Source organism: Thalassovita sp. (assembly GCF_034670005.1).
Taxonomy (GTDB): domain Bacteria; phylum Pseudomonadota; class Alphaproteobacteria; order Rhodobacterales; family Rhodobacteraceae; genus Thalassobius.
On record NZ_JAXMOH010000003.1, the window covers coordinates 181,335 to 205,772 of the forward strand.

22 protein-coding genes are annotated in these 24,438 nt (G+C 59.3%); 13 read left to right on the plus strand and 9 right to left on the minus strand.

Annotated elements, in window-relative coordinates:
• Positions 1-178: 178 nt before the first annotated feature.
• Entirely contained in the window at positions 179-997 is an 819-nt protein-coding gene (locus VOI23_RS08380; protein ID WP_323784057.1) for a sulfotransferase family protein, read from the minus strand.
• Between the two features lie 143 nt (positions 998-1,140).
• Between VOI23_RS08380 and VOI23_RS08385 the strand changes: the two genes are divergently transcribed.
• The gene (locus VOI23_RS08385; RefSeq protein WP_323784059.1) at positions 1,141-2,718 is read left to right on the plus strand and encodes a DUF5928 domain-containing protein; all 1,578 of its coding nucleotides are present in this window, start codon (positions 1,141-1,143) and stop codon (positions 2,716-2,718) included.
• A gap of 8 nt (positions 2,719-2,726) precedes the next feature.
• The gene (locus VOI23_RS08390; RefSeq protein WP_323784061.1) at positions 2,727-3,110 is read left to right on the plus strand and encodes an HIT domain-containing protein; all 384 of its coding nucleotides are present in this window, start codon (positions 2,727-2,729) and stop codon (positions 3,108-3,110) included.
• Positions 3,111-3,281: 171 nt separating this feature from the next.
• Here the strand turns inward: VOI23_RS08390 and polA are convergent, their stop codons facing one another.
• Together polA and VOI23_RS08400 are read right to left on the minus strand one after the other, a co-directional pair.
• Entirely contained in the window at positions 3,282-6,083 is a 2,802-nt protein-coding gene (polA, locus tag VOI23_RS08395; RefSeq protein ID WP_323784063.1) for a DNA polymerase I, read from the minus strand.
• 142 nt (positions 6,084-6,225) lie between these two features.
• Complete coding sequence (locus tag VOI23_RS08400) at positions 6,226-6,411, minus strand: zinc-finger domain-containing protein (protein ID WP_323784065.1); 186 nt, start codon at positions 6,409-6,411, stop codon at positions 6,226-6,228.
• A 75-nt stretch (positions 6,412-6,486) separates the two neighbouring features.
• On the opposite strand from VOI23_RS08400, the gene VOI23_RS08405 reads away from it, so the two are divergent.
• The 3 genes from VOI23_RS08405 (at position 6,487) to VOI23_RS08415 (ending at position 9,325) form a co-directional block, all read left to right on the plus strand.
• On the plus strand, positions 6,487-7,413 hold the full coding sequence (locus tag VOI23_RS08405; RefSeq protein ID WP_323784511.1) for an ABC transporter ATP-binding protein: 927 nt from the start codon (positions 6,487-6,489) through the stop codon (positions 7,411-7,413).
• A gap of 9 nt (positions 7,414-7,422) precedes the next feature.
• A complete protein-coding gene (locus tag VOI23_RS08410) occupies positions 7,423-8,337 on the plus strand; it encodes a cation diffusion facilitator family transporter (RefSeq protein WP_323784067.1) in 915 nt (304 codons plus the stop codon).
• 103 nt (positions 8,338-8,440) lie between these two features.
• A complete protein-coding gene (locus VOI23_RS08415) occupies positions 8,441-9,325 on the plus strand; it encodes an acyl-CoA thioesterase II (protein ID WP_323784069.1) in 885 nt (294 codons plus the stop codon).
• Here the strand turns inward: VOI23_RS08415 and VOI23_RS08420 are convergent.
• From VOI23_RS08420 to VOI23_RS08430, 3 genes are all read right to left on the minus strand, one after another.
• The gene (locus tag VOI23_RS08420; RefSeq protein ID WP_323784071.1) at positions 9,322-10,011 is read right to left on the minus strand and encodes a YafY family protein; all 690 of its coding nucleotides are present in this window, start codon (positions 10,009-10,011) and stop codon (positions 9,322-9,324) included. The two genes, VOI23_RS08415 and VOI23_RS08420, sit on opposite strands and share 4 nt — an antisense overlap.
• Positions 10,011-10,382 (minus strand): VOC family protein, encoded by a 372-nt coding sequence (locus tag VOI23_RS08425; RefSeq protein WP_323784073.1) that lies wholly within the window; start codon positions 10,380-10,382, stop codon positions 10,011-10,013. Before VOI23_RS08425 ends, VOI23_RS08420 begins: the two co-directional genes overlap by 1 nt.
• An 87-nt stretch (positions 10,383-10,469) precedes the next feature.
• Positions 10,470-11,063, minus strand: coding sequence for a DUF1285 domain-containing protein (locus VOI23_RS08430; RefSeq protein ID WP_323784075.1), 594 nt, complete (start codon positions 11,061-11,063; stop codon positions 10,470-10,472).
• 69 nt (positions 11,064-11,132) lie between these two features.
• Between VOI23_RS08430 and VOI23_RS08435 the strand changes: the two genes are divergently transcribed.
• From VOI23_RS08435 to VOI23_RS08450, 4 genes are read left to right on the plus strand one after another with little or no spacing between them, the layout of a single operon-like run.
• A complete protein-coding gene (locus VOI23_RS08435; RefSeq protein WP_323784077.1) occupies positions 11,133-12,140 on the plus strand; it encodes a MoxR family ATPase in 1,008 nt (335 codons plus the stop codon).
• On the plus strand, positions 12,137-13,012 hold the full coding sequence (locus VOI23_RS08440; protein WP_323784079.1) for a DUF58 domain-containing protein: 876 nt from the start codon (positions 12,137-12,139) through the stop codon (positions 13,010-13,012). The genes VOI23_RS08435 and VOI23_RS08440 overlap by 4 nt, the downstream gene beginning before the upstream one ends.
• Positions 13,012-15,804 carry a DUF4159 domain-containing protein gene (locus VOI23_RS08445; protein ID WP_323784081.1) on the plus strand — a complete coding sequence of 931 codons (2,793 nt, stop codon included), beginning with the start codon at positions 13,012-13,014 and terminating at the stop codon, positions 15,802-15,804. Before VOI23_RS08440 ends, VOI23_RS08445 begins: the two co-directional genes overlap by 1 nt.
• Positions 15,801-17,849 carry a hypothetical protein gene (locus VOI23_RS08450; RefSeq protein ID WP_323784083.1) on the plus strand — a complete coding sequence of 683 codons (2,049 nt, stop codon included), beginning with the start codon at positions 15,801-15,803 and terminating at the stop codon, positions 17,847-17,849. Before VOI23_RS08445 ends, VOI23_RS08450 begins: the two co-directional genes overlap by 4 nt.
• 20 nt (positions 17,850-17,869) lie before the next feature.
• On the opposite strand, the gene VOI23_RS08455 is transcribed toward VOI23_RS08450, so the two are convergent.
• From VOI23_RS08455 to VOI23_RS08465, 3 genes are read right to left on the minus strand one after another with little or no spacing between them, the layout of a single operon-like run.
• Entirely contained in the window at positions 17,870-18,232 is a 363-nt protein-coding gene (locus tag VOI23_RS08455) for a hypothetical protein (RefSeq protein WP_323784085.1), read from the minus strand.
• A gap of 35 nt (positions 18,233-18,267) precedes the next feature.
• A complete protein-coding gene (locus VOI23_RS08460) occupies positions 18,268-18,987 on the minus strand; it encodes a DUF599 domain-containing protein (protein ID WP_323784087.1) in 720 nt (239 codons plus the stop codon).
• Between the two features lie 3 nt (positions 18,988-18,990).
• On the minus strand, positions 18,991-19,401 hold the full coding sequence (locus tag VOI23_RS08465; RefSeq protein WP_323784089.1) for a CopD family protein: 411 nt from the start codon (positions 19,399-19,401) through the stop codon (positions 18,991-18,993).
• 119 nt (positions 19,402-19,520) lie between these two features.
• Here VOI23_RS08465 and VOI23_RS08470 point away from each other — a divergent pair, with 119 nt between their 5' ends.
• The 4 genes from VOI23_RS08470 (at position 19,521) to VOI23_RS08485 (ending at position 24,405) form a co-directional block, all read left to right on the plus strand.
• Positions 19,521-20,972 (plus strand): FAD-linked oxidase C-terminal domain-containing protein, encoded by a 1,452-nt coding sequence (locus VOI23_RS08470; RefSeq protein ID WP_323784091.1) that lies wholly within the window; start codon positions 19,521-19,523, stop codon positions 20,970-20,972.
• A gap of 68 nt (positions 20,973-21,040) precedes the next feature.
• On the plus strand, positions 21,041-22,168 hold the full coding sequence (locus VOI23_RS08475; RefSeq protein WP_323784093.1) for an FAD-binding protein: 1,128 nt from the start codon (positions 21,041-21,043) through the stop codon (positions 22,166-22,168).
• 3 nt (positions 22,169-22,171) lie between these two features.
• A complete protein-coding gene (gene glcF, locus VOI23_RS08480; RefSeq protein WP_323784095.1) occupies positions 22,172-23,461 on the plus strand; it encodes a glycolate oxidase subunit GlcF in 1,290 nt (429 codons plus the stop codon).
• 128 nt (positions 23,462-23,589) lie between these two features.
• The gene (locus VOI23_RS08485) at positions 23,590-24,405 is read left to right on the plus strand and encodes a trypsin-like serine peptidase (RefSeq protein WP_323784097.1); all 816 of its coding nucleotides are present in this window, start codon (positions 23,590-23,592) and stop codon (positions 24,403-24,405) included.
• Positions 24,406-24,438: the final 33 nt, after the last annotated feature.

Genomic DNA, 24,438 nt, shown 5'->3' on the forward strand with positions numbered 1-24,438 from the left:
CTGCTATGGAAACCCGATTCTGGTTAACGAAGGGTTTTCATCTTGGTGGAAATGCCCGGGGTGAATTGGCCAAGGGGTCGCCGTTGGAGCGCCATTGGTCCGAGCGACAATGGCGACGAGGGGCAGCGCCCCTTAACCCGCCCACCGCAGGCGATCCCAAGATCAGGGAGACCGGCAATCAGTCCCCCAGTTTGGCGTGTACCTCGTCCAGATCGATCTCGCCGATGGGCAGCTTGTTGCCCGGATTTTCGAAATCGTATTTGAACATATCGAAATCTCGTTTGTAGATTTCATAGACCAGATGCATCGACAGATCGTCGAAATAATCCTCGATGGGATGGGCGCGTTTGGGGCCGTGACCTTCGGATTCGTTGAACCGCGGAATCGTGTCCAGGTCGACCGCGTAAGGCGTTTCAATATGATCCAGAACCTGTTGCATGCCGTCGTTGAACATCTCGGTATAGAAGATCTTGTCGTACAGCCCGCCATTCACGATGAAGGTGGAAATATGGCCAGACATTGCCGACCAATGGATGTCCGGGTCCATCGGTTTCCGCCAGCGGATGGTGTCGCGGGCAAACAGCAGGAAGCGGCGGAAGCTCTCGATCTGATCGAAGTCGTCCTGACCATCTTCGCCGCCGACCTCAATGCCGTATTTCTGGATCAGCATCGGCACCAGATTGCCACGGTAGCGTCGGCCGTTGCGTTGAATGCCGCAGATCTTGTCAAAGAAACTCGACAGGATGCGGCTATATGGATTGCGCACACAGGTGAACGCATATGACGTGTGACGCTGCACATTCCTGGTTATCAGTGGCTGGCTTTCCTCGAAGGCCCATTTGTGCATTCCGGACTTGGCATCATGAATATCGCCATCGAAGAATTCGCCATGATCGGAATAAAACATGATCTGTCCGATGGTCGAACAGGCGCATTTAGGGACTACGCGGTAAACCACGCTTTCGCTTTCCGTCATCCAGGTACCGGGGAACCCCATGGAACTTTGCCTCCATTATTGCCCCTATAAACGCGGAGCTTTTGCTTTTGTTTAAAAAAACCAAAGAATTCCGGTTTATTCAATCTACGATCAGCCGTATCTATGTAAACAATATCAGAAAAAAGGGGCTATCGTTTCCATAGATGGCAAGAATTGCGTTCATCCTTCTGTGCCACAAGGACCCCGAGGCCATCATTTCTCAGGCGGAACGCCTGACGGCGGCAGGCGATTACATGTCGATTCATTTCGATGCCCGTGCCAAGACGGACCATTTCCGGCAGATCAGGGCGGCATTGAAGGATAATCCCAATGTAACCTTCGCCAAAAAACGAATTAAATGTGGCTGGGGTGAATGGAGCCTGGTGCAGGCTTCGCTGAACGCGGTTGAATCGGCGCTAGAGGCGTTTCCACGGGCGACGCATTTCTACATGCTTTCGGGCGATTGCATGGCGATCAAATCGGCCCAGTATTCGCATGACTTCCTCGACGACAATGATCGCGATTTCATCGAAAGCTTCGACTTTTTCGAAAGCGACTGGATCAAGACCGGGATGAAGGAAGACCGGTTGGTCTATCGTCACTATTTCAATGAGCGGACTCAACCCAAACGCTATTACTGGGCCTATAACCTGCAGAAAAAGCTGGGGATGGAGCGGGAGATTCCGCACGACATTCAGGTCCAGATCGGCAGCCAGTGGTGGTGCCTGCGCCGCCGCACCATCGAATGGATCTTGGATTTCAGCAAGACTCGGAAGGATGTAATGCGGTTCTTCCGCACCACCTGGATTCCCGACGAAACCTTTTTTCAGACTCTGGTGCGCCATCTGGTCCCGGAAGAAGAGATCGAATCCCGCACCCTGACCTTCCTGATGTTTTCCGATTACGGGATGCCGGTGACGTTTTATAACGATCACTTTGACCTGCTGGTCAGCCAGGATTTCCTGTTCGCCCGCAAGATCAGCCCCGAGGCACGCGAATTGAAGGCGCGACTCGGGGCGCTATATGCCGCCGAAGGGGTGCAGTTCAAAATCTCCAACGAAGGCCGCAGCCTGTTCAAGTTCCTCACCGGACGCGGTCGGATCGGTCGCCGCTTCGGCATGCGGTTCTGGGAAAGCGAAAGCACGCTGGGCCGTGAGCGCGAGTTGTTGATCGTGATCTGCAAAAAATGGCATGTCGCTAAACGGTTGCTGGAACAGATCCGCCGGGTCACCAACATCCCCGCGATCGAATACCTGTTCAACGAAGAATCGACGCCGCTGCCCGATCTCGGCGGAATTCAGAAAACCATTCCCAAGCGTCATCGCCACCGTCGCGCCTTGATGCGGATGCTGTTCGACTATTTCGCCACCGACCGGTTGATCATCTGCCTCGATCCCGGGGCGCTGGACTTGTTGCAGGATTTCTGCGGCGACCGGTCGACCACAAGGCTGCTTGAGGTTGATGTGGATTTCACCAACGATTACCTGATCGGCCATGCCATGCGGATCGGTTTGGCCGGGGAACAGACCCCACAGGAAACGTTGGAACGGTTGCTGCCTACGATCCGCCATGACCTGTCCTTCGAGGGGGACCGGATCAGGGACGCCAATTTCGACAACCATAACCGCATCCGCGAATCCGGAAACCTTGAAGAAAACATCGCTGCGGTCGCGCAGTTTCTTGCTATTTCCGAAGACAAAGCGCAAGAAATCGTCGGAATCGATTATTTGTATTCAGACTGAGATGGCCGATGACTTACAGCTATGACGATCAAAATATCTTCGCCAAGATTTTGCGCGGCGAAATCCCGAACAAGACGGTGCTGGAAACAAAACATGCACTGGCCTTTCATGACATCCAACCGCAGGCCCCGGTGCATGTCCTGGTGATCCCGAAAGGACCTTATGTCTGTTACGATCATTTTGCTCTGCATGCGACGCCCGATGAAATCGTCGATTTCACCCGCGCGGTGGGCGAGGTCTGCAAACTGGTCGGGGTTCAGGCGGGGGACAATGGCGACGGGTTTCGGCTGATTTCGAATTCGGGCGACAATGGCGTACAGGAGGTCCCGCATCTGCATGTGCATGTATTGGGCGGGCGCAGGCTGGGTCGGATGCTGCAAAAAGTAGGATAAGCCCGAATTGAGCAGTAGCTTCGCCTCCGGGATATCCCTGAACCGAAGACCTGCAAGAGAAACTTTGGTTTCTTCTTGGTGCAAATACTCCCGCGCGGAGCGCGAATCCCGAAGGAATTTGGCGCAGGCAAATTCGTGAGATATAGGACGCGCGCCCTGGCGCGCCCCATTTCAGTGCGCTTCGGCCCAGTTGGTGCCCTGCCCGGCATCAACGGTCAACGGCAGTGATAGATGAACCGCTGGCGCGGCGGCTGTTTCCATCACTTCACGGGCGCGGGCGATGACATCTTCGGCGCGATCCGCGTCCACCTCGAACAGCAATTCGTCATGCACCTGCAGCAGCATCTTTGCGGGCAGGTCGGTGATCGCAGCAGGCATGCGGATCATCGCGCGGCGGATCACATCCGCGGCGGTGCCCTGAATTGGCGCGTTGATCGCGGCGCGCTGGGCAAAACCCGCGCGCGGTCCTTTGGCGTTGATTTCCGGCGTGTTGATCTTGCGTCCGAACAGGGTCTGGACGAAGCCATGTTCTTTGGCAAAAGCCTTGGTTTCGTCCATATAGGTTCGGATGCCCGGAAACCGTTCGAAGTAGCGATTGATGAAGGCCTGCGCCTCGGCGCGCGGGATACGCAGGTTTCGGGCGAGACCGAATCCGGAAATGCCATAAATCACACCGAAATTGATCGCTTTGGCGCGGCGGCGGATTTCCGGGGTCATGTCTTCCATTGGCACGTCGAACATTTCCGATGCGGTCATCGCGTGAATGTCCAGGCCGTCCTTGAACGCTTGTTTCAGCGCGTCGATTCCGGCGATTTCGGCCAGGATGCGCAGCTCGATCTGGCTGTAATCAAGGGAAAGAAGCACCTTACCCTCATCGGCGACAAAGGCCTCGCGGATGCGGCGGCCTTCTTCAGAGCGAACGGGAATATTCTGCAAATTCGGATCAGACGAAGAAAAGCGCCCGGTATTTGCCCCGGTTTGCAGGTAGGATGTATGCACCCGCCCGGTGTCGGGGTGGATATGATCTTGCAAGGCGTCTGTGTAGGTCGATTTCAGCTTTTGCAGCTGGCGGTAATCCAGCACCCGAGCGGCGAAATCATGTTCGGTGGCCAGATCTTCCAGCACGTCCGCCGGCGTCGACCATTGACCGCTCTTGGTCTTCTTGCCGCCCTCAAGCCCCATTTCTTCAAACAGGATCGCGCCAACCTGTGCGGGGGATTGCACGTTGAAATCGTGACCGGCCAACTCATAAAGCTCGGCCTCGAACCCGGCCATTTTCTGGGCGAAAGCGTTCGACATCCGTGACAGGGTATCGCGGTCGACCTTGATACCGTTCATTTCCATTTCCGCCAGCACCGGCACCAGAGGCCGTTCCAGCGTCTCATAGACGGTGGTGACGTGGGTCTGGTGCAGTTGCGGTTTGAACAACTGCCACAGGCGCAGGGTGATATCGGCGTCCTCGGCGGCATATTTCACCGCGTCGTCAACCGGCACCCTGTCAAAGGTGATCTGGCTTTTGCCACTGCCAAGCAGCGACTTAATAGGGATTGGTGTGTGACCCAGATAGCGTTCCGACAGCGTGTCCATCCCGTGCCCATGCAGCCCGGCATTCATCGCATAAGACATTAGCATCGTGTCATCGATCGGGCCGATATTCACACCGTTGCGGGCGAAAATCTTGGCGTCGTATTTCATGTTCTGACCGATCTTCAGAATACTCTCATCCTCGAAGACGGGTTTTAGCAGCTGCAACGCTTCGTCCAGACCCAACTGCCCCTCGGCCAGCTCATCCGACCCAAACAGGTCATCTGATCCGTCCTTGTGGGTCAGCGGAATATAGCAGGCCTGCCCGGGTTCGATACATAGCGAGATTCCGACCAGATCGGCGCGCATTTCGTCAAGCCCGGTGGTTTCGGTATCAACCGCCACATAACCGCGTTCGCGCGCTTGGGCGATCCATTTCGCCAATGCGCCAGCGTCGCGCACACATTCATAGTCATCCGGTTTGAAAGGCAGTTCTTCGGGCGTATCGGCCTTGCCCGGTTCGGCGCCGTGCGGATCGGTGTCGACGATTGCAGGCGGTTCGATGTTCAGTTGATTCGCGATCCGCTTGGTCAGGGTGCGAAATTCCATCTCGGCCAGAAAATGCAGCAGCTTTTCGGGGTCGGGATCGCGCGCCTCCAGATCGTCGAGGCTGAAGCCCAGATCCATGTGGCAATCAAGCTGCACCAGCTTTTTCGACAGCTCGATCTGGTCGCGCTTTTCGATCAGGGTCTGGCGCCGCTTGGGTTGCTTGATTTCTCCGGCCCGGTCCAGCAGATCCTCAAGCGATCCATATTCGTTGATCAGCAAAGCGGCGGTTTTTATCCCGATCCCCGGCGCGCCGGGCACATTGTCGACGCTGTCACCGGCCAGCGCCTGCACGTCGACCACCCGTTCCGGGCCGACGCCGAACTTTTCCATCACGCCCTCGCGGTCGATCAGCTTGTTTTTCATTGGGTCGAGCATTTCGACACCGTCGCCGACCAGTTGCATCAGGTCCTTGTCGGAACTTACGATGGTCACCCGGCCACCGGCGTCGCGCGCCTGATGTGCCAGCGTTGCGATGATATCGTCGGCCTCGAATCCTTCGATTTCCTCGCAGGCGATGTTGAAGGCGCGGGTCGCTTCACGGGTCAGCGGGAATTGCGGTACCAGATCTTCGGGTGCAGGCGGGCGATGCGCCTTGTACTGATCGTAGAGGTCATTGCGGAAGCTTTTACCGGAATGGTCGAAAATCACTGCGACATGGGTCGGAGCATCCGGCCCATGATTGCCGTCGACATAGCGCTGCAGCATGTTGCAAAACCCCGCGACCGCCCCGATTGGCAACCCATCGGATTTGCGCGTCAGCGGTGGCAGCGCGTGATAGGCGCGGAAGATGAAGGCCGATCCGTCGATCAGGTGCAGGTGGCAACCCTTGCCGAATGTCATGCTGTTTCTCCCATGGTCCGATCACGCACGGTCTTTCATGCCACGCGGAAACCCGCACGGCCAGACCGCCGGTCGTCAATTGCATTTCATCTTGCTAAAAATACTCAAATCGGGCGGTTGTCGCCCGCAGAAACCGGCTGGGTCAGCCCGCCTGATCCGCCTTCGACCCCTTCAGAACGTATTTCGCGTCGCAATAGGGGCATTCGATGAAACCGTCTTCTTCCGGGATATGCAGCCAGACCCGTGGGTGTCCAAGGGCGCCTTCGCCACCGTCACAGGCAATCTTGGAGCTCTCGACAATTTTGGTTTCGGGCGCTTGAGTCGTCATCTGGGACGTTTCCTTTTGGCTGCAAAAGAACTAGGTGCTGTTATGAGCGATCATAAAGCTAGGGGCAAGTGGGCCATGGGCGGGAATGCCATTGAAATCCGGGGACTGCGCAAGACCTATCGCGGGTCCAAGGGGCAGCCAGAAAAGCAGGCGCTGAAGGGAATCGATCTGGATATCCCTCAGGGGGCCGTCTTTGGGCTGCTGGGACCGAATGGGGCGGGAAAATCGACACTGATCAATATTCTCGCCGGGTTGGTGGTCAAAACCAGCGGCCAGGTGACGATCTGGGGGTTCGATCAGGATGTGAACCCGCGTCAATCGCGTGCCTCGATCGGAGTGATGCCGCAGGAACTCAATCTGGATGCGTTTTTCTCTCCACGCGGCGCGCTGGATGTGCAGGCGGGTCTTTACGGTGTGCCCAAGGCGCAGCGCCGTACCGACGAAATATTGAAACTGATCGGGTTGGAAGACAAAGCCGATGCTTACGCCCGCACCTTGTCGGGCGGTATGCGGCGACGATTGTTGCTGGGCAAGGCGCTGGTCCACGCCCCGCATGTTCTGGTTCTGGACGAGCCGACGGCGGGCGTGGATATCGAACTGCGCCAGATGCTGTGGTCGAATATCCGCAAGCTGAACGATGAGGGTATGACCATCATCCTGACCACGCATTATCTGGAAGAAGCCGAAGAGATGTGCGACGAGATCGCCATCATCAATCAGGGTGAAGTGGTGGCGCGCGACAGCAAAGTGAACTTGCTGAACCGGATCGACGCCAAGACCATGGTAATTCATCCCGAGGCGGAGGTTGCAGACCTGCCGCAGGCCGAAGGCATCACCGTGGAGGCCCGGCCAGACGGGGCCTTGGCCTTAAACTATCACGCCAATGAAACCAGCGCCGAGGCTGTTTTGGCCGCCGTGCGCGAGGCCGGTATCCGCATCCGCGACGTAAAGACGGAAGAAGCCGATCTCGAGGATATTTTCCTGGAACTAACACGAGGCTGAGCACAAGGCATGCCGCACGATCATCATGGCCATCATCACCACGGTGCCGATCTCGATATTGGGGATAAACGCGTCGCATTGGCGGTCGCGGTCAATTTTCTGCTGACGCTGGTACAGATCGTGGCGGGGGTGGTTTCGGGATCGCTCGCGCTGATCGCGGATGCAATCCACAACCTGTCTGACGCGTTATCCTTGGTGATTGCCTTTTTCGCCCGCCGCATCGGCAAGCGTCCGGCCGATCCGCAAATGACCTTTGGCTATGGTCGTGCCGAAGTGGTGGCGGCACTGATCAATTATACCACGCTGATCGTGGTGGCGTTTTATCTTGCAGCGGAAGGCGTTCAGCGCCTGTTCAACCCGGCCGAGGTCGAGGGCTGGATCGTGGTCGTGGTGGCCGGTATCGCACTGGTCATCGACACAGTGACGGCGCTGCTGATCCTGCGGATGAGCAAGGACAGCGCCAATATGCGCGCCGCTTTCCTGCATAACGTGGCCGATGCTCTGGGGTCTGTTGCTGTGATTGTCGGCGGGACCCTGATCCTGCTGTACGATTGGCGGCTGGTTGACCCGATCGTGACGCTGCTGATCTCGGGCTACATCCTGTGGCATTGCTGGCAGGGGGTGGTGCCGGTTATCCGTATCCTGATGTTGGGTACGCCTGAAGATACCGATCTTGATCTGGTGTTGGCTGCGCTGCGCGGCATAGACGGGGTCGAGGACATTCATCATTTGCATGTCTGGTGCATGCAGGAACACGAAACCGCGCTGGAAGGCCACGTTGTGCTGGATGGCCGGGTCGCCGCCGAGGTGGTCAAACGCGATGTCAAACGGCTGCTGCGGGACAGGTTCGGTATCGTGCATGCGGTTCTGGAGCTTGAAGCCGAGGGCGAATCCTGTGGCTACACCAGATTGATCGGTCATTGAAGCCGGACGCGGGGACACGAACACCAAAGCCCTGTTTGCACTTGCAACTTCCGACGCGTTGGCGTCGATTAGGGACTAAATAAGTGCTGCAATGGGATTAACGATGACGGATCAACCCAGAATCGACATGGTGAAATGGCTTCATGACGTGCTTGAAGTCGAAACGGTTGAGGATAACTTTTTCCGCGGTATCGCCACCCCGCAGGGGCGTGGGCGATCTTTTGGTGGTCAGGTGATCGGTCAGGCGTTAATGGCAGCAATCCGCACCGTCGGGACGGACCGTCCGGTACATTCATTGCACGCCTACTTCATGCGCCCGGGCGATGCCACCAAACCGGTACTCTACCAAGTTGACTGCGATCGTGATGGCCGCAGTTTCGCAACTCGTCGGGTGGTGGCGATCCAGTCGGGCAAACCGATCCTGAATCTGGCAGCCTCTTTCCATGTCATCGAACCCGGTCTGGCGCATCAGGCGCAAATGCCCGATGTGCCGATGCCGGAAGAGTTGGAAAGCGACGAACAGATTGGCGAACGGATGCAAGACCAACTGCCCGAAGCCTTTCTGGAATGGTTGCGCGTCCCGCGTCCGATCGAAATGCGCCCGGTGGGGTTACGTGCGCCCTTTACCCGAGACCCGCAGGAGCCGGTTCAGAACATGTGGTTCAAGGTACGTGGCCCCTTTGGCGACGATTCCAATCTGCACCGGGCGGCGTTGGCCTATACATCGGATTACGGTTTGCTGGGGACCTCTGTTCTGCCCTTTGCCAAGGCGTTCGTCGATCCCGACATGCAATTTGCCAGCCTTGATCACGCGGTTTGGTTCCATGATGATTTCCGTATGGACGAATGGTTGCTTTATGCAATGGACAGTCCATGGTCTGGTGGCGCGCGCGGTTTCAACCGCGGTCAGATATTTACCCGCGACGGGCGGTTGGTGGCCTCGACCGCGCAGGAAGGGTTGATCCGGCAGGTGACACCCAGAGGCTAGCTGCGACGTTTGTAAGCTTTCAATCGATAGAAATCGCGCAGGGTCTGGCCCGATTGGGGTTTGAACCTTTCCCCTTGGGTCAGGCCCTGGATTCTATCCAGCCGGAACATGCGGAAATCTTCGCGCAATTCGCACCAGCAGACCATGGTCCAGATTTTACCCCAGAACCACAGCCCCAAGGGGCGAACGCTGCGGCTGGACGCGGCGCCGGCTTCGTCTTCATAGTTGATTTGCAGCCGGATATGGGTATTGGCAGCGGCCTCGACACGGTCGATCAGGTCGCGCAGGTCGTCGGTCATGTCCTGCAGAGCGAGGGCGTGTACCTGCACCTCTTCGGCCCGGTCGCGGGCCGCCTCGGGCAGAACCGCATTGATCTTGACCAGCGCCTCTTCGGCGGCGGCGGCCATCGCAGTACCGCCCCAGGCGCGGATCATTCTTGCTCCGGCCACCAGCGCCACGATTTCGTCCGAACTGAACATCAGGGGCGGCAAGTCATAGCCGTCGCGCATCAGATAGCCGACCCCGGCTTCGCCCTCTATTGGAACGCCCGAACCGATCAAATCGGCCACGTCGCGGTAGATTGTCCGCGGCGTGACCTCCAGCTTTTCGGCCAGCTGCGCCGCAGTCACCAACCGCCCACCGCGCAGATATTGCACGATCTGGAACAGGCGATCGGCGCGGCGCATCAGGCGGCTGCCGGTTCGAACAGACCCAACGAATTGCCGTCGGGATCTCGGACATAGACAAAGCGGCCCGGAGGGATCGCGATCGGTTCGCTCAACACGGTGCCGCCTGCTCGGGCACAGCGGGTGGCCGCGTCTTCCAGTTTGCCGGGGACCGCCAGATGCAGGGTCGGGCCCTGACCCGTTTGGGCCGGGTTTCCAGGGTAAAGATGCCCGCCGACGGTTCCCATGGCGTTGCCAAGAACGGCGATGGGATTGGGTCCGGTTTCATCCAATGACATGTCATATCCGAAAACGGTTTGGTAGAAGACCATGGAATTCTGCATATCCGAAACCGGGATTTCGGACCAGACGACGATGGGTTTCTGTGTCATGTATTTTTCCTCGTATCATTGATTGACGGACAACCTATGACACAGGGCTGCTGACAGCATTCTGTCAGCAGTGTTTCAGCAGGCCGATTAATCCGGAAGTTCATCCGACGGGATGATTGGGAAAAACTGACCGCCCGACCACAGGCCGAACCAGCTTGTACCGTCAACATCGTGATGCTCTGACAAATCGACCAGCCTGTAGAAGCTTTTGCGGTCGATCAGCGCCTCAAGATTAGTGCGGACCAGCACATAGGGCGACGGTTCCCCGGTTTCCGGATCGCGTTCCACCCGGATCGGGGCCTTTGGTCCTGCTGCGACCTTGTCGCCGACATTTGTGGTGAAGGTCAGAACCTGATCCTGCCCATTGCCCTCGGCTTCGAAATCCACCGCCACGAAAGGCGCGTCATCGACAGTGATGCCGACCATTTCGACCGGAGTGACAAGGAAATATTTGTCATCATCCTTTCGCAAGATCGTGGAAAACAGACGAACAAGTTCGGGCCGCCCGATCGGGGTGCCCTGATAGAACCAAGTCCCGTCGCGGGCAATGCGCATATCCAGATCGCCGCAAAATGGCGGGTTCCACAGATGCACAGGCGGCAGGCCCTTGCCCTTGGAGGCGGCGCGGGCGGCGGCGCTTAGACTTTCTGATGATGGCTTCACGGACATTTGTTCGCTCATAGTTTTTGCCATTTGCGTTTGGCGAGATACACTCAATATGAAACGTACCCCTGATAACGGAGTTTGACCATGACCGATCCCAATGACCTTCTGGTCGAGATCGAGGCATTAGAAGAAAAACTGGCCGAGGCGAAGGGATCGATCACAAGGCGGTTCATTGGTCAGGAACAGGTTGTCGACCTGACCTTGTCCGCGCTTTTGTGCGGCGGTCATGCGCTGCTGATTGGCCTGCCTGGCCTGGGGAAAACCCGTCTGGTCGACACGCTAAGCACGGTGATGGGGCTGGACGGAAACCGGATTCAGTTCACCCCGGATCTGATGCCGGCAGATATCCTCGGGTCCGAAGTTCTGGAAACCGATAGTGAAGGCCGCCGGTCGTTCCGATTCGTGCCCGGCCCGATTTTTTGTCAGCTGCTGATGGCTGATGAAATCAATCGCGCCAGCCCACGGACGCAATCTGCATTACTACAGGCGATGCAGGAATATCACATTACCGTGGCAGGCGAAGACCGCGCATTGGGCGAGCCATTTCACGTGCTGGCAACGCAGAACCCGATCGAACAGGAAGGCACCTATCCGCTGCCCGAAGCGCAGCTTGACCGTTTTCTGGTCCAGATCGACGTGGCCTATCCTGACCGTCAGACCGAACGCGATATTTTGCTGGCGACCACGGGGGTCGACGAAGATAAAGCGCATCAGGTTTTCACCGCCGCCGAATTGATCCGCGCCCAGACTCTGTTACGGCAAATGCCGGTCGGCGACAGCGTGGTCGAAGCGATCCTCGATCTGGTCCGCGCCTTCCGGCCCGATGACGAAACCGCCGACGAACGGGTGAAACAGACCGTGGCGTGGGGACCCGGGCCGCGCGCGGCACAGGCCTTGATGCTGACGGTGCGGGCGCGGGCGATGCTGCAGGGACGGTTGGCACCGTCTGTCGATGACGTGGTGGCAATGGCGCGCCCGGTGCTGAGCCACCGGATGGCGTTGAATTTCGCCGCAAGGGCGCGGGGCGATAGCCTTGCCGATCTGATCGAGGCCACCGTCGCGCGCACCACCCGAATCGAGGCTGCGGCTTGACCCTGACACCTCCCCTTCGGGCGCGAGCCGAAGAACAGGCCGCGTCGCTTCCTCCGCTGTTAGCCCGGGCTGAACATTTGGCCGGGACGGTGCTGCTGGGCGAACACGGTCGGCGCCGCGCGGGTATGGGGGATGATTTTTGGCAATACCGGCCCGTGCAGCCAGGGGATTCAAGACGGATGATCGACTGGCGCCGTTCGGCGCGGGGCGATGCGCAATACGTCCGTGAACGCGAATGGCAGATCGCGCAAAGCGTTATGCTTTGGGTCGATCAGGCGGCGTCGATGCGGTTTGCATCTCACAACGACCTGCCGGAAAAGGCCGACCGCGCCCGATTGCTGGCGCTGGCCGTGGCGATCTTGCTGGTGCGTGGCGGCGAACGGGTCGGGCTGACCGGCACGCTACTGCCGCCGCGGCGGGGCAATAACCAAATCTTGCGGTTGGCCGAGTTCCTGGCGCTTGATGAACCCGCCGATTATGGCGTGCCTGAAGCGCGTGCGATGATCCCTCAGGCACGTGCTGTTTTCCTGTCCGATTTCATGGGTGATATCGATGCGGTGCGGCAGGCCTTGACCAAAGCCGCCGATCGCGGCGTGCGCGGCATTCTTTTGCAAGTGCTGGACCCCTCCGAGGAAGCCTTCCCGTTTCAGGGCCGCACGATTTTCGAAAGCGTTGGCGGAACGGTAAGCCATGAAACCCTGAAGGCGGGTGAATTGCGTGACCGTTATCTTCAGCGGCTGGAACGGCGCAAGGCGGATTTGGCGGGTCTTTGCGCGGTGACAGGGTGGCAATTTCATACTCATCACACCAGTGACAGCGCGCAGGTTTCGTTACTGTGGCTGTGGCATGCGCTGAACCGGGGGACCGTCTGATGGCCGGATTGGCACAGATCGGATTTGCGACGCCGTGGCTTCTTTGGGCGCTGGTAGTATTGCCGGTGCTGTGGCTGCTGCTGCGGGCGGTGCCGCCGGCACCGTTGCGTCGCCGCTTTCCCGGTGTTGTGCTTCTGTTGGGGCTGAAAGACGATGACAGCGTGACCGATAAAACGCCTTGGTGGCTGATCCTGCTGCGGATGATGGCGGCGGCGGCGGTGATTGTCGGGCTGGCAGGACCGGTGCTGAATCCAGACGCCAAGGGACAGGCGCGGTCCGGCCCTGTGCTGCTGCTACTGGATGGTGGCTGGGCCGGGGCGCGGAACTGGGAGGCGCGGATCGACGTGGCGGACCGGCTGTTGGTCGACGCCGAACAATCCGGGCGCACCGCTGCGGTGCTACAGTTGAGCGACCCCGAAGCGCTGACCTTCCAACCGGCGGGCGATTTGCGTGCGCGATTGCCCGGGCTACAACCGCTGGCCTGGGAACCGACGGCGGCCGGGATCGTAGACGCATTGGCGATCATACAAGATATCGATGGTGGGTTTGACACCATCTGGATGTCGGACGGTCTGCAATTTGACAGTCATGACCGGCTGCTCGCCGCGTTGCAGGATCGGGGACAGGTAGAGGTTTTCGAAGGCGGCCAAGGTTCGGTCGCTCTGATGCCGCCGGTTTTTGAGGATGGCGAAATTCGCCTGACCGCGGTGCGCGACCGGGTGCATGGCGCTGTGCCACTGGAACTGCGCGCCCATGGCCGCGATCCGGCGGGGGTGGAACGGGTGTTGGCGACCCTGCCCTTGCAGATCGAATCGGGGGCTAAAAGCGCCGAAGCGCGCCTGTCTTTGCCGGCCGAATTGCGGGCACGAGTCAGCCGGTTCGATATTCTGGGTCAACGCAGCGCCGGGGCGGTGGTGTTGAGCGACGACAGTCTGCGACGCCGCGAAGTGGCGCTGATTACCGAACGGGATGACCGCGAAGGGTTGGAACTGCTGTCGCCGCTGCATTACCTGCATCAGGCATTGCTGCCTTCGGCCGATCTGTTGCAGGGCAGCCTGGGCGACATCCTGCCCGCCAATCCCGATGTGATCATTCTGGCTGATGTTGCCGGGTTGCCCGAAGCGGAACAGCAGGCGTTACAGGCATGGGTGGAACAGGGTGGAATGTTGTTGCGTTTCGCTGGACCGCATCTGGCGGCCAGCGATCTGAGCCGCAGCGAAGAACATCCCCTGATGCCGGTGCGGCTGCGGTCGGGCGGGCGCACTGTGGGGGGCGCGATGAGCTGGGGCGAACCCAAGACGTTGGCCCCTTTTACCGATAATAGCCCGTTTTACGGTCTGGCGGTCCCCGAAGATGTTACCGTATCGGCACAGGTGATGGCACAGCCCGATCCATCGCTCGCCGAACGGGTGATTGCGCAACTGTCCGATGGCACCCCGCTGGTAACGCGCAAGAAGCTGGGGCAGGGCAAGGTAGTTCTGTTCCATGTCTCGGCCAATGCCGAATGGTCCAGCCTGCCGTTGTCCGGCCTGTTCGTGCGTATGCTGGACCGGCTTGCAGTGTCCTCGGTTATCGGCCAACCAGATGCCGAAGATCTGGCCGGGTCAGTTTGGCAACCGTTGCGTGTTCTGGATGGGTTCGGGCGTTTGCAAGATGCAGGAAACCTGATCGGTGTGGCGGGCGAAGACCTTGCCGAGGCTCCATTGGGTCCGGAACTTCGCCCAGGTCTTTATCAGGGTGAAAACCGTCTTATTGCGCGCAACGTAATGGCAGCTGATCGAGAACTGGTTGCCGCGACATGGCCGGCATCGGTATCGGTCGCGGGCTTGGACCGGCCTGAACAGGTTCCGCTGTCGGGCTATCTTCTGGCTTTGGCGGTGATGATCCTGCTGGCCGATGTGATCGCGACGCTGATGTTGTCGGGACGGATATCGCTGCGCGGGGGTAAGGCAGCGACGCTGATTTTCCTGCTGGTGCTGGGTCCGGGATTGATCGTGCCGGGCGCATCCGGCGCACGGGCGCAAGAGGTACAGGACGACCGGCACACGCTCAGCGCCACATCCGAAGTGGTGCTGGCCTATGTTCTGACCGGAAATACCCGGGTCGACGAGGTGTCCCGCGCCGGGTTGACCGGTCTGTCGGATACCTTGTTTTTTCGTACCTCGGTCGAACCGGACCTGCCAATCGGCGTCGATCTGGAACGCGACGAACTGGCGTTTTACCCGTTATTGTACTGGCCCATCACCGAAGATCAGCCGATCCCGTCGGCCGATGCTTATGAGCGGCTCAATCGATATATCAGAACAGGCGGCATGATCCTGTTCGATACCCGCGACGCCGATATCGCCGGGTTCGGAACCGCCAGCCCGAACGGGCGCAAATTGCGTCGGTTGGCCGAACCGTTGGCAATTCCGCCGCTGGAACCCTTACCGGGCGATCACGTGCTGACCCGCACATTTTATCTGTTGCAGGATTTCCCGGGCCGGTTCGCGGGGCGCGATATCTGGGTCGAAGCGGCAGCGCCGGGGGCTGAAAAGGTCGAAGGTATGCCGTTCCGAAATCTCAATGACGGGGTGACGCCGGTGGTCATCGGCGGCAATGACTGGGCGGCGGCCTGGGCCACCGACCCTCAGGGCAATCCACTTTATCCGGTCGGGCGTGGATTTTCCGGCGAACGCCAGCGCGAACTGGCGTACCGTTTCGGGGTCAATCTGGTCATGCATGTACTGACCGGAAATTACAAATCCGATCAGGTCCATGTGCCTGCGTTGCTGGAAAGGTTGGGCCAATGACCGGGGGCATCATATTCGATCCGTTATTGCCCTGGGGTGTGCTGCTGGTGCTGGCTGGGCTGGTGCTGGCTGCGGCTTGGCTGGCCTATTGGCGTGGGTTGGCGGGCTGGGCGCTGCGGCTGATGGCCGGAGCGGTGATTGTTGCGGCGCTATCAGGACCGTCCTATCGGCAGGAAGATCGCGCGGCGCTGAGCGATATCGTTCTGCTGATCGAAGACAAATCTGCCAGCCAGGCACTGTCCGACCGGGCCGGTCAGACCAAAATGGCAGCTGATTTGCTGGAGCAGCGGTTGACCGCACGTCCGAATACCGAAGTGCGACGGGTTGAACTAGGCGATGGTCCGGACAATAGCGGCACTTTGCTGCTCAGCACATTGTCCGATGCCTTGGCGCAGGAACCGCAGGCCCGGATCGCCGGGATCATCGCGTTGAGCGATGGTCAGGTGCATGATCTGGATCGGGTGCCGGATCTGCCCGCGCCGATGCATCTGCTGTTGAGCGGAAAGCCCGAAGACTGGGACCGGCGGCTGGTGGTGGAAACCGCGCCTGCCTTTGCCATTCTGGGCGAACCGGTGACGTTGAAATTCAGGATCGAAGACACCGGTGACGCGCCGCAGGGGGACGACCGGGCACCGCTGGACCTGACCCTGAACGGAGGCGAGACATCCCGCGTCATGGTGCCGTTGGGACGGACTTTTGAATTGCCGGTGACGCTGCCCCATGGCGGCCGCAACGTGATTCAGTTTTCAGTGCCCGAAGCGGCGGGTGAATTGACCGACCGTAACAATACCGCGCTGGTGCAGATCAACGGTGTGCGTGACCGTTTGCGGGTGCTGTTGGTCAGTGGCGAACCGCATACCGGCGGGCGGACATGGCGCAATCTGTTGAAATCCGACAGTTCGGTCGATCTTGTGCATTTCACCATCCTGCGACCGCCGGAAAAACAGGATGGCGTACCGGTGTCGGAGCTGTCGCTGATCGCCTTTCCGACCCGCGAATTGTTTCTGGAAAAGATCGACGATTTCGATCTGATCATCTTCGACCGTTATAAACGACGTGGTATTTTGCCATCGCTTTATCTGGAAAATGTACGCCGATATGTCAGCGATGGCGGTGCGGTTCTGATCGCCGCGGGACCCGATTTCGCCAGTGCCGATTCAATTTACCGTTCGCCTTTGGCAACGATCATTCCGGCGCGTCCTACGGCGCGGGTAATCGAACAGGGCTATCGGCCTGCGGTTACGGATTTGGGCGAACGCCATCCGGTCACCGCAGGGCTGAAGGCCGAATGGACTGGCGATTGGGGCCGCTGGATGCGCCAAATCGAAGTGGAGCCTGAAGACGGCGAAGTTGTGATGACCGGGGCCGAAGACGCGCCGCTGCTGTTACTGAACCGGGTTGGTGAAGGTCGGATCGCGCTGTTGGCCTCGGATCAGGCGTGGCTTTGGGCGCGTGGGTTCGAAGGTGGCGGACCGCAGTTGGAATTGCTGCGGCGGCTGGCGCATTGGATGATGAAGGAACCCGAACTGGAAGAGGAAATGCTGACCGCCACGGCCACTGGACAGGATTTGCATATTCTGCGCCGAACCTTGCAGGAAACTGTCGGCCTGGTTGAGGTTATTACGCCATCGGGCAATACGGTGACTTTGCAAATGCAGCAGACCGCACCGGGACAACATGTCGCCGAATTTCACGGCGACGAGATCGGGCTCTACCGGCTGAAACAGGCCGATGCCGAGGCGGTGATCGGTCTGGGTCCAGCCGCGCCGCGCGAGTTTGAGGAAACTATCGCCAGCGGGAATGCGCTGCGTCCGGTGATCAATCCCATGGGCGGCGGGGTAATGCACCTGTCAGATGGATTGCCGCGTATTCGGGACGTGCGGGCTGGGCGTCCGGCCTCGGGGCGTGGATGGATCGGCATCACCCCGCGTGCGGCGTCTGAAACCCTATCGGTTACGCGCATTCCGTTGTTGCCGCCGTGGCTGGTTCTGCTGCTGAGCCTGGGCCTGATCCTGGCTGGCTGGCTGCGTGAAGGCCGCCGGTAAGCGGCAAAGCTGATGGCGGGCTAGCGTTCCAACCGTACCGGAACTGTGTCCTGTGACCAGCCGCCGACCATGCAATGGGACCGGATGAACACTTCGCGGGTGCCGTCAGGCACCATCACATTCATCAGTGAGCGGGTGAATGGCTGTTCATCCATATGCGGGTGCATCAGTTTGCGAATGCCGAGCCGGTTGCCGTCAGCATCCAGAATTTCCCAGGCGTCGGCGAAATGATCCCATCCGGTGTCTGGGTGCTGCATCGTCACATCAATGCGCCAGCCCATTCCGACGCGGGACGTTTCGACGGCAAGGATTTCCGGAATCTCGGCGCGCGCGGCAGAGACGGTCAGCAACAAGGCTGCCAGGAGCGTGAAAAGGCGTGTCATGAAATTATTCTAGCACTGCTGACTGTCAGGCGGAATCACGACTGCGTGTGCCCTGTCGTGTCGTCTTCCTGCATCAGGATCGAGCGGGAATTCGATGCGAATTCACGCCGCCACAGCACCGCGAAGGTCGCCGCGATTGCAGCGATCAGCGCAATCGCACCAGCCAGCCAAGCGGTGCTGGCCAGAGCGAAATAGATCGACCTCAGACCCTGATTGTAACTGCGCGCGGCGGTGATGTTGATCTCGGCGGCCTTCAGTGCGCGTGGCAGGGCAGCGGCGTCTTTGGCGTCATTGGGAACGGCCCCCATCAGTACGGCGCAATATCCAAACAACCGATGCGACCAGACGAATTTCAGGAACGCGTTGGTCAGCAGAAGCAGGGTCACCAGAAGCTTGATCACCCAGACGAATTTAGGATCGGCGTTGAGGGTCAGGTCATGCGCCACGCCGACCAGTTGTTCGGCATTGCCGATTGCGGCCAGCGCCCCGCCGATGGCAATCAGCGCCGCTGAGGCGAAAAACGAGGTGCCCTGGCGCAGCGTTGACAGCGTCTGGGCGTCAAAAATGCGGGGTTGCCGGGTCACCATTTGCCGCATCCATTCGCGCCGGTAGCGTGCCATCAGAACCGAAACCGATGGCCGCTTGCGATTGGGATGCTGAATCAACCAACCAATCAGAAACCAAGCCAGGAATAACAATCCCAGAGCGACGAAATCCAGTACGGTGAACAGGGTTAAGCGATCAAGGATCTGCATGGCTCAGAACGGTTGCACGACGACGGTCCACAGCACCGCGATGACACCGAATACGCTGACTTCATTAAAAATCCTCAAGAACATATCGCTTTCACGAAAGCTCCCTTTGCGCGCTGCCATGACCATTTTCCCGGTCCATGCGTAATGACCAGCCAGCGCCGTAACCAGTCCCAGTTTTAACCAGACCCAACCGGGAAAGCCCAAATTCCAGCCGAGCCAGAGCCCGGTTGCCAGCGCGATCAGCGCCAAGCCGGTGGAAAATCGATAAAGCCGGATCGTCAGATCGCCCAAGGGTCCGAATTCCCCCAGCCGGTCATATTCGCGCTTCCAGAATATCAACGCCCGCGGCACTGCGAAGATGCTGGTCATCCAGCCCATGACGCATAGAATATGTATGATTTTTACCCAATCCATGCCCCTTTACTGCCCGCGTCGTCCGGTTTGCGCAAGTCAGTGACGCAGCAAGGCCACGGAAAAGAATTGCAGGCCTGTCGTTTTGGTTATATTAGTTTACCAATTATAGGAGATGAGCCATGCAGATGCCGAAGCCCGATGCAAAAATACTGGCGATCAAGCCGGTATTGGTTAAACGTCTGTTGCAGGTTCTGCCCGACAACGCGGTGATCCATGAAGAGGTCGAAACCCGCGCTTATGAATGCGATGCCCTGACCGCATATCGTTGTCCGCCGCTGGTGGCGGTGCTGCCCGCCAATACCGAAGAAGTGTCTGCGGTTCTGTCCCTTTGCCACGAATTGGGTGTTCCTGTGGTGCCGCGCGGGTCGGGTACATCTCTTGCCGGGGGGGCTCTGCCCACCGCCGACAGCGTGGTCCTTGGTGTATCGCGGATGAACGAGGTGATTGAGACCGATTACGAAAACCGTTTCATCCGGGTCCAGGCCGGGCGCACCAATCTCAGCGTCACTGGCGCGGTGGAGGAAAACGAATTCTTTTACGCTCCCGACCCGTCGTCGCAGTTGGCCTGCGCCATCGCGGGCAATGTGGGGATGAATTCGGGCGGCGCGCATTGCCTGAAATACGGCGTGACCACCAACAACCTGATGGGCGTGACCATGGTGCTGATGGATGGCACCGTGGTGGAACTGGGCGGTGCGCATCTGGATGCGGGCGGGCTGGATCTGCTGGGCGTCGTCTGCGGGTCCGAAGGCCAGCTCGGTGTGGTGACCGAAGCCACCTTGCGCATCCTGCACAAGCCCGAAGGTGCGCGGCCCGTTCTGATGGGCTTCGACAGCAACGAAGTGGCGGGCGAATGCGTCAGCGACATCATCAAGGCGGGCCTGTTGCCGGTGGCGATCGAATTCATGGACCGCCCCGTCATCCGCGCGACCGAGGCCTTTGCCGGCGCGGGCTACCCCGATTGCGAATCCCTGCTGATCGTCGAGGTCGAGGGGAGCGAGGAGGAAATCGCCGAGCAGCTGGACAAGATTCTGACCATCGCCCGGTCGCACAACCCGGTCGAGCTGCGCGAAAGCACCAATGCCGATGAAAGCGCCCGCATCTGGCTGGGCCGCAAATCGGCCTTCGGCGCGATGGGTCAGATCAACGATTATATGTGTCTCGACGGCACCATCCCGGTCAACCAACTGCCCTATGTGCTGCGTCGGATCGGTGAAATGAGCAAGCAATACGGGCTGGGCGTGGGCAATGTGTTTCATGCCGGTGATGGCAATATGCACCCGTTGATCCTGTTTGATGCCAACAAACCCGGTGATCTGGAACTGTGCGAACGCTTTGGGGCGGATATCCTGAAGCTTTGTGTAGAGGTGGGCGGATGCCTGACTGGTGAGCACGGCGTCGGGATCGAAAAACGCGACCTGATGGTGGATCAGTTCGAACCCGATGATCTGGATATCCAGATGGCGGTGAAAGATGCGTTCGATCCGGCCTGGTTGCTGAACCCGGCGAAAGTGTTTCCCTTGGAGGCAAGCGAGATGCGCAGGACCGGAGCCGGCATAGCGGCCGAATAAGGGGCGTTGCCCCCCTTGCGCGCGCAACGCGCGCATTCCCCCAGGATATTTTTCAAAAGAAGAAGATCATGAGACCAGAAACAGAGGCCGATCTGGCCGAAATGATAGCAGGCGCCACGGGTCCATTGCGTGTTCAGGGCGGTGGAACCCGTCCCATCGGGGTGCCGGTTGCGGGGGATGTGATGGAGACCGGGGGGCTGAGCGGAATCCGCCTTTATGAACCCGGGGCGCTGACGCTGGTGGCCGGGGCAGGGACGCCGCTGTCCGAGGTCGATGCAGCGTTGGCCGCTGAGGGTCAGAGATTGCCGTTCGAACCGATGGACCATCGCGTATTGCTGGGCACGACAGGTACACCGACTGTTGGTGGCATGGCGGCGGTGAATGTATCGGGGCCGCGGCGGATTCAGGTCGGAGCCTGCCGTGATTTCATGCTGGGGGCACGGTTCGTCGACGGCATGGGCCGGGTGCTGAAAAACGGTGGACGGGTGATGAAGAACGTCACCGGTTATGATCTGGTCAAACTGATGGCCGGGTCCTATGGCACATTGGGTGTGATGAGCGAGGTCAGCTTTAAAGTATTGCCCAAGCCGGAAACCAGCGCGGTGATCCTTATCGAAGGATTGAGCGATGAAAGGGCTGTTCGGGCGATGTCGATGGCGCTTGGGTCGCCCTATGACGTAACCGGGGTGGCGCATGCACCCAAGGGTATCGACGGCGCACCGGTTACGATGGTCCGAATCGAGGGATTCGAGAAATCGGTGGCTTACCGCGCCGGGCAGATGAAGGCGTTGCTGGCGGATTTCGGGGATATCGCCGTGGAAACGCGGGCTGAAAGGATTCTGTCGGGATGGAAATGGGTGCGCGATGTGGAGGCATTTGCGGATCAACCCGGCGATGTCTGGCGCCTTTCTGTGAAGCCGTCGGACGCGCCGGCGCTTGGCGCGGCGCTGCAGGCGGAGGGATTGCTTTACGATTGGGGTGGCGGCTTGATCTGGGCGCTGGTCGAGGCCGGGCGCGATATCCGCCCCGCGATGGCGGCGATCGGCGGGCACGCCACGCTGGTGCGGGCCAGTGCGGAAACGCGTCAGACGGTCGCGGTATTCCAGCCGGAACCGGCGGCGGTCGCGGCGTTATCGCAGGGTGTGCGGGCGAAATTCGATCCGCGTGGGATCCTCAATCCAGGACTGATGGGGTAGAAGATGCAGACGAATTTCACCGAAGAACAGCTCAACGATCCGGGGATCGAGCGGGCTAACGAAATCCTGCGTGCCTGTGTCCATTGCGGCTTTTGCACCGCGACCTGCCCGACCTATCAGGTGCTGGGCGACGAGTTGGACAGCCCTCGCGGGCGGATTTACCAGATCAAGGATATGCTGGAAAACGAACGTGTGCCGGACGCCAAGACGGTCATGCATATCGATCGCTGTCTGAGCTGTTTGGCCTGCATGACCACCTGCCCGTCGGGCGTGCATTACATGCATCTGGTGGATCATGCGCGCGACTATATCGAACAACGCTACAAGCGCCCGTTTGGCGACCGCGCCTTGCGCTGGGTACTGGCGAATATCCTGCCTTATCCGACCCGGTTCCGGCTGGCTCTTTTGGGGGCGAAGATCGGGCGGCCTTTTGCCTTTTTGATGCCGGATGCACGGTTGAAGGCAATGCTGGAAATGGCCCCGAAACGGATCCCGCCAGTAAGCCGCAATGATGATCCGCAAAGCTTTGCCTCTGAAATACCGCGCCGCAAAAGGGTGGCGCTGATGACGGGCTGCGCGCAAAAGGCGCTGAATACCGATATCAACGATGCCACCATCCGACTGCTGAAACGGCTGGGCTGCGAGGTGGTTATCGCCGAGGGGGCGGGGTGTTGCGGGGCGCTGACCCATCACATGGGCAAAACGGGCGAAAGCCACGCCTCGGCGGCCAGAAACATCCGCGCCTGGGTGGCGGAAATGGACGGTGAGGGGCTCGATGCCATCGTCATAAACACCTCTGGCTGCGGCACCACGGTAAAGGATTACGGACATATGTTCCGCAATGATCCCTTGGCCGAAGATGCCGCGCGGGTGGCGGGTATCGCGATGGATGTGTCTGAACTTCTGATGCAGCTGGACCTGCCGGAGAGCGCCGATAAGGGGCTGACCGTGGCCTATCATGCAGCCTGTTCATTGCAGCATGGGCAGAAAATCAAGACCTATCCCAAGGACCTTTTGAAAAGGGCCGGGTTCAAGGTGGTGGAACCGGCCGACAGTCACCTGTGTTGTGGATCGGCGGGGACCTATAACCTGATGCAGCCTGAAATTTCCAAGCAGCTGAAAGACCGTAAGCTGCGCACGTTGCAGGCCAAGAACCCCGATATCATTGCTGCGGGTAATATCGGTTGCATGATGCAGATCGGATCGGGCAGTGAAGTGCCGGTGGTGCATACGGTGGAATTGCTGGATTGGGCAACGGGTGGGCCGCGACCACCGGCGCTGACTGAAGGGTAAGCGGAAACGATACAGGGACTGCTACTGTCCTTGGCGTCGGAATTTCCGTGAGCTCGGGCAAATGATGCCCCATTTTCGACAAATCTGCCGTTTATCCAACCATGAGACCGTGACTGAAAGGAGCGCTCATGCTGCGGCCAATTTTGATTTTTCTGTACCTGACCCTGTTCGCCACGGGTGCGATAGCCGAAGACAGCGCCTTGCGGCAGCTCGATACAGGAGAAGACAGCAAAGGCTGGGAAGGGGTTGGGCGGCTTGATCTGGCTGGCAGTGGATTTTGCACCGGGGCGCTAATCGCGCCTGATCTGGTGTTAACCGCGGCGCATTGTCTGTTTGACCGCGAGACCGGCGAAAAGATCGATACTACCCGGATCGAATTTCAGGCCGGCATGCGCAACGGACGGGCCGAAGCCTATCGCTGGGTCCGACGCGCGGTGGTGCATCCATCCTATCGTTTTGATGGGCCGGTTTCGGCGGACCGGGTGCGCAATGATCTGGCGTTGTTGGAACTGGCTCAGCCAATCCGTAACGGCATTGTGATCCCGTTCAAAGTGGCGCGCGACGTGGGAGCAGGCGACCGGGTCGGCGTCGTGTCCTATGCCCGCGACCGCGCCGAAGCCCCCTCGATGCAGGATATCTGTTCCGTGACCGGGCGGCAGCAAGGGATTCTGGTCATGTCCTGCGACGTTGATTTCGGCGCGTCGGGATCGCCGGTGTTCAGCTTTGACAAGGGGCAGACGCGGATTGTTTCAGTGATTTCGGCCAAGGCCCACGCCGATGGCGAACGGGTCGCGCTGGGCAGTCAGTTGGACGGTTCCGTCGACCTGCTGCGCAATCAGCTTGATGCGGGTGTCGGAGTGTTGAAGGCCACGTTATCCCAAGCCCGGCGCGTACGTGTCGGGGCAGCGCGTAATGCAACTGGCGCCAAGTTCCTGAAACAATGAGATATTTCGGTATCTTAGCGATCTTCTTTGCTC

Coding starts and splice junctions, on each gene's coding strand:
- VOI23_RS08380 (WP_323784057.1), bottom strand. CDS start 997: ATGGGGTTCCCCGGTACCTGGATGACGGAAAGCGAAAGCGTGGTTTAC.
- VOI23_RS08385 (WP_323784059.1), top strand. CDS start 1,141: ATGGCAAGAATTGCGTTCATCCTTCTGTGCCACAAGGACCCCGAGGCC.
- VOI23_RS08390 (WP_323784061.1), top strand. CDS start 2,727: ATGACTTACAGCTATGACGATCAAAATATCTTCGCCAAGATTTTGCGC.
- polA (WP_323784063.1), bottom strand. CDS start 6,083: ATGACATTCGGCAAGGGTTGCCACCTGCACCTGATCGACGGATCGGCC.
- VOI23_RS08400 (WP_323784065.1), bottom strand. CDS start 6,411: ATGACGACTCAAGCGCCCGAAACCAAAATTGTCGAGAGCTCCAAGATT.
- VOI23_RS08405 (WP_323784511.1), top strand. CDS start 6,487: ATGGGCGGGAATGCCATTGAAATCCGGGGACTGCGCAAGACCTATCGC.
- VOI23_RS08410 (WP_323784067.1), top strand. CDS start 7,423: ATGCCGCACGATCATCATGGCCATCATCACCACGGTGCCGATCTCGAT.
- VOI23_RS08415 (WP_323784069.1), top strand. CDS start 8,441: ATGACGGATCAACCCAGAATCGACATGGTGAAATGGCTTCATGACGTG.
- VOI23_RS08420 (WP_323784071.1), bottom strand. CDS start 10,011: ATGCGCCGCGCCGATCGCCTGTTCCAGATCGTGCAATATCTGCGCGGT.
- VOI23_RS08425 (WP_323784073.1), bottom strand. CDS start 10,382: ATGACACAGAAACCCATCGTCGTCTGGTCCGAAATCCCGGTTTCGGAT.
- VOI23_RS08430 (WP_323784075.1), bottom strand. CDS start 11,063: ATGAGCGAACAAATGTCCGTGAAGCCATCATCAGAAAGTCTAAGCGCC.
- VOI23_RS08435 (WP_323784077.1), top strand. CDS start 11,133: ATGACCGATCCCAATGACCTTCTGGTCGAGATCGAGGCATTAGAAGAA.
- VOI23_RS08445 (WP_323784081.1), top strand. CDS start 13,012: ATGGCCGGATTGGCACAGATCGGATTTGCGACGCCGTGGCTTCTTTGG.
- VOI23_RS08450 (WP_323784083.1), top strand. CDS start 15,801: ATGACCGGGGGCATCATATTCGATCCGTTATTGCCCTGGGGTGTGCTG.
- VOI23_RS08455 (WP_323784085.1), bottom strand. CDS start 18,232: ATGACACGCCTTTTCACGCTCCTGGCAGCCTTGTTGCTGACCGTCTCT.
- VOI23_RS08460 (WP_323784087.1), bottom strand. CDS start 18,987: ATGCAGATCCTTGATCGCTTAACCCTGTTCACCGTACTGGATTTCGTC.
- VOI23_RS08465 (WP_323784089.1), bottom strand. CDS start 19,401: ATGGATTGGGTAAAAATCATACATATTCTATGCGTCATGGGCTGGATG.
- VOI23_RS08470 (WP_323784091.1), top strand. CDS start 19,521: ATGCAGATGCCGAAGCCCGATGCAAAAATACTGGCGATCAAGCCGGTA.
- VOI23_RS08475 (WP_323784093.1), top strand. CDS start 21,041: ATGAGACCAGAAACAGAGGCCGATCTGGCCGAAATGATAGCAGGCGCC.
- glcF (WP_323784095.1), top strand. CDS start 22,172: ATGCAGACGAATTTCACCGAAGAACAGCTCAACGATCCGGGGATCGAG.
- VOI23_RS08485 (WP_323784097.1), top strand. CDS start 23,590: ATGCTGCGGCCAATTTTGATTTTTCTGTACCTGACCCTGTTCGCCACG.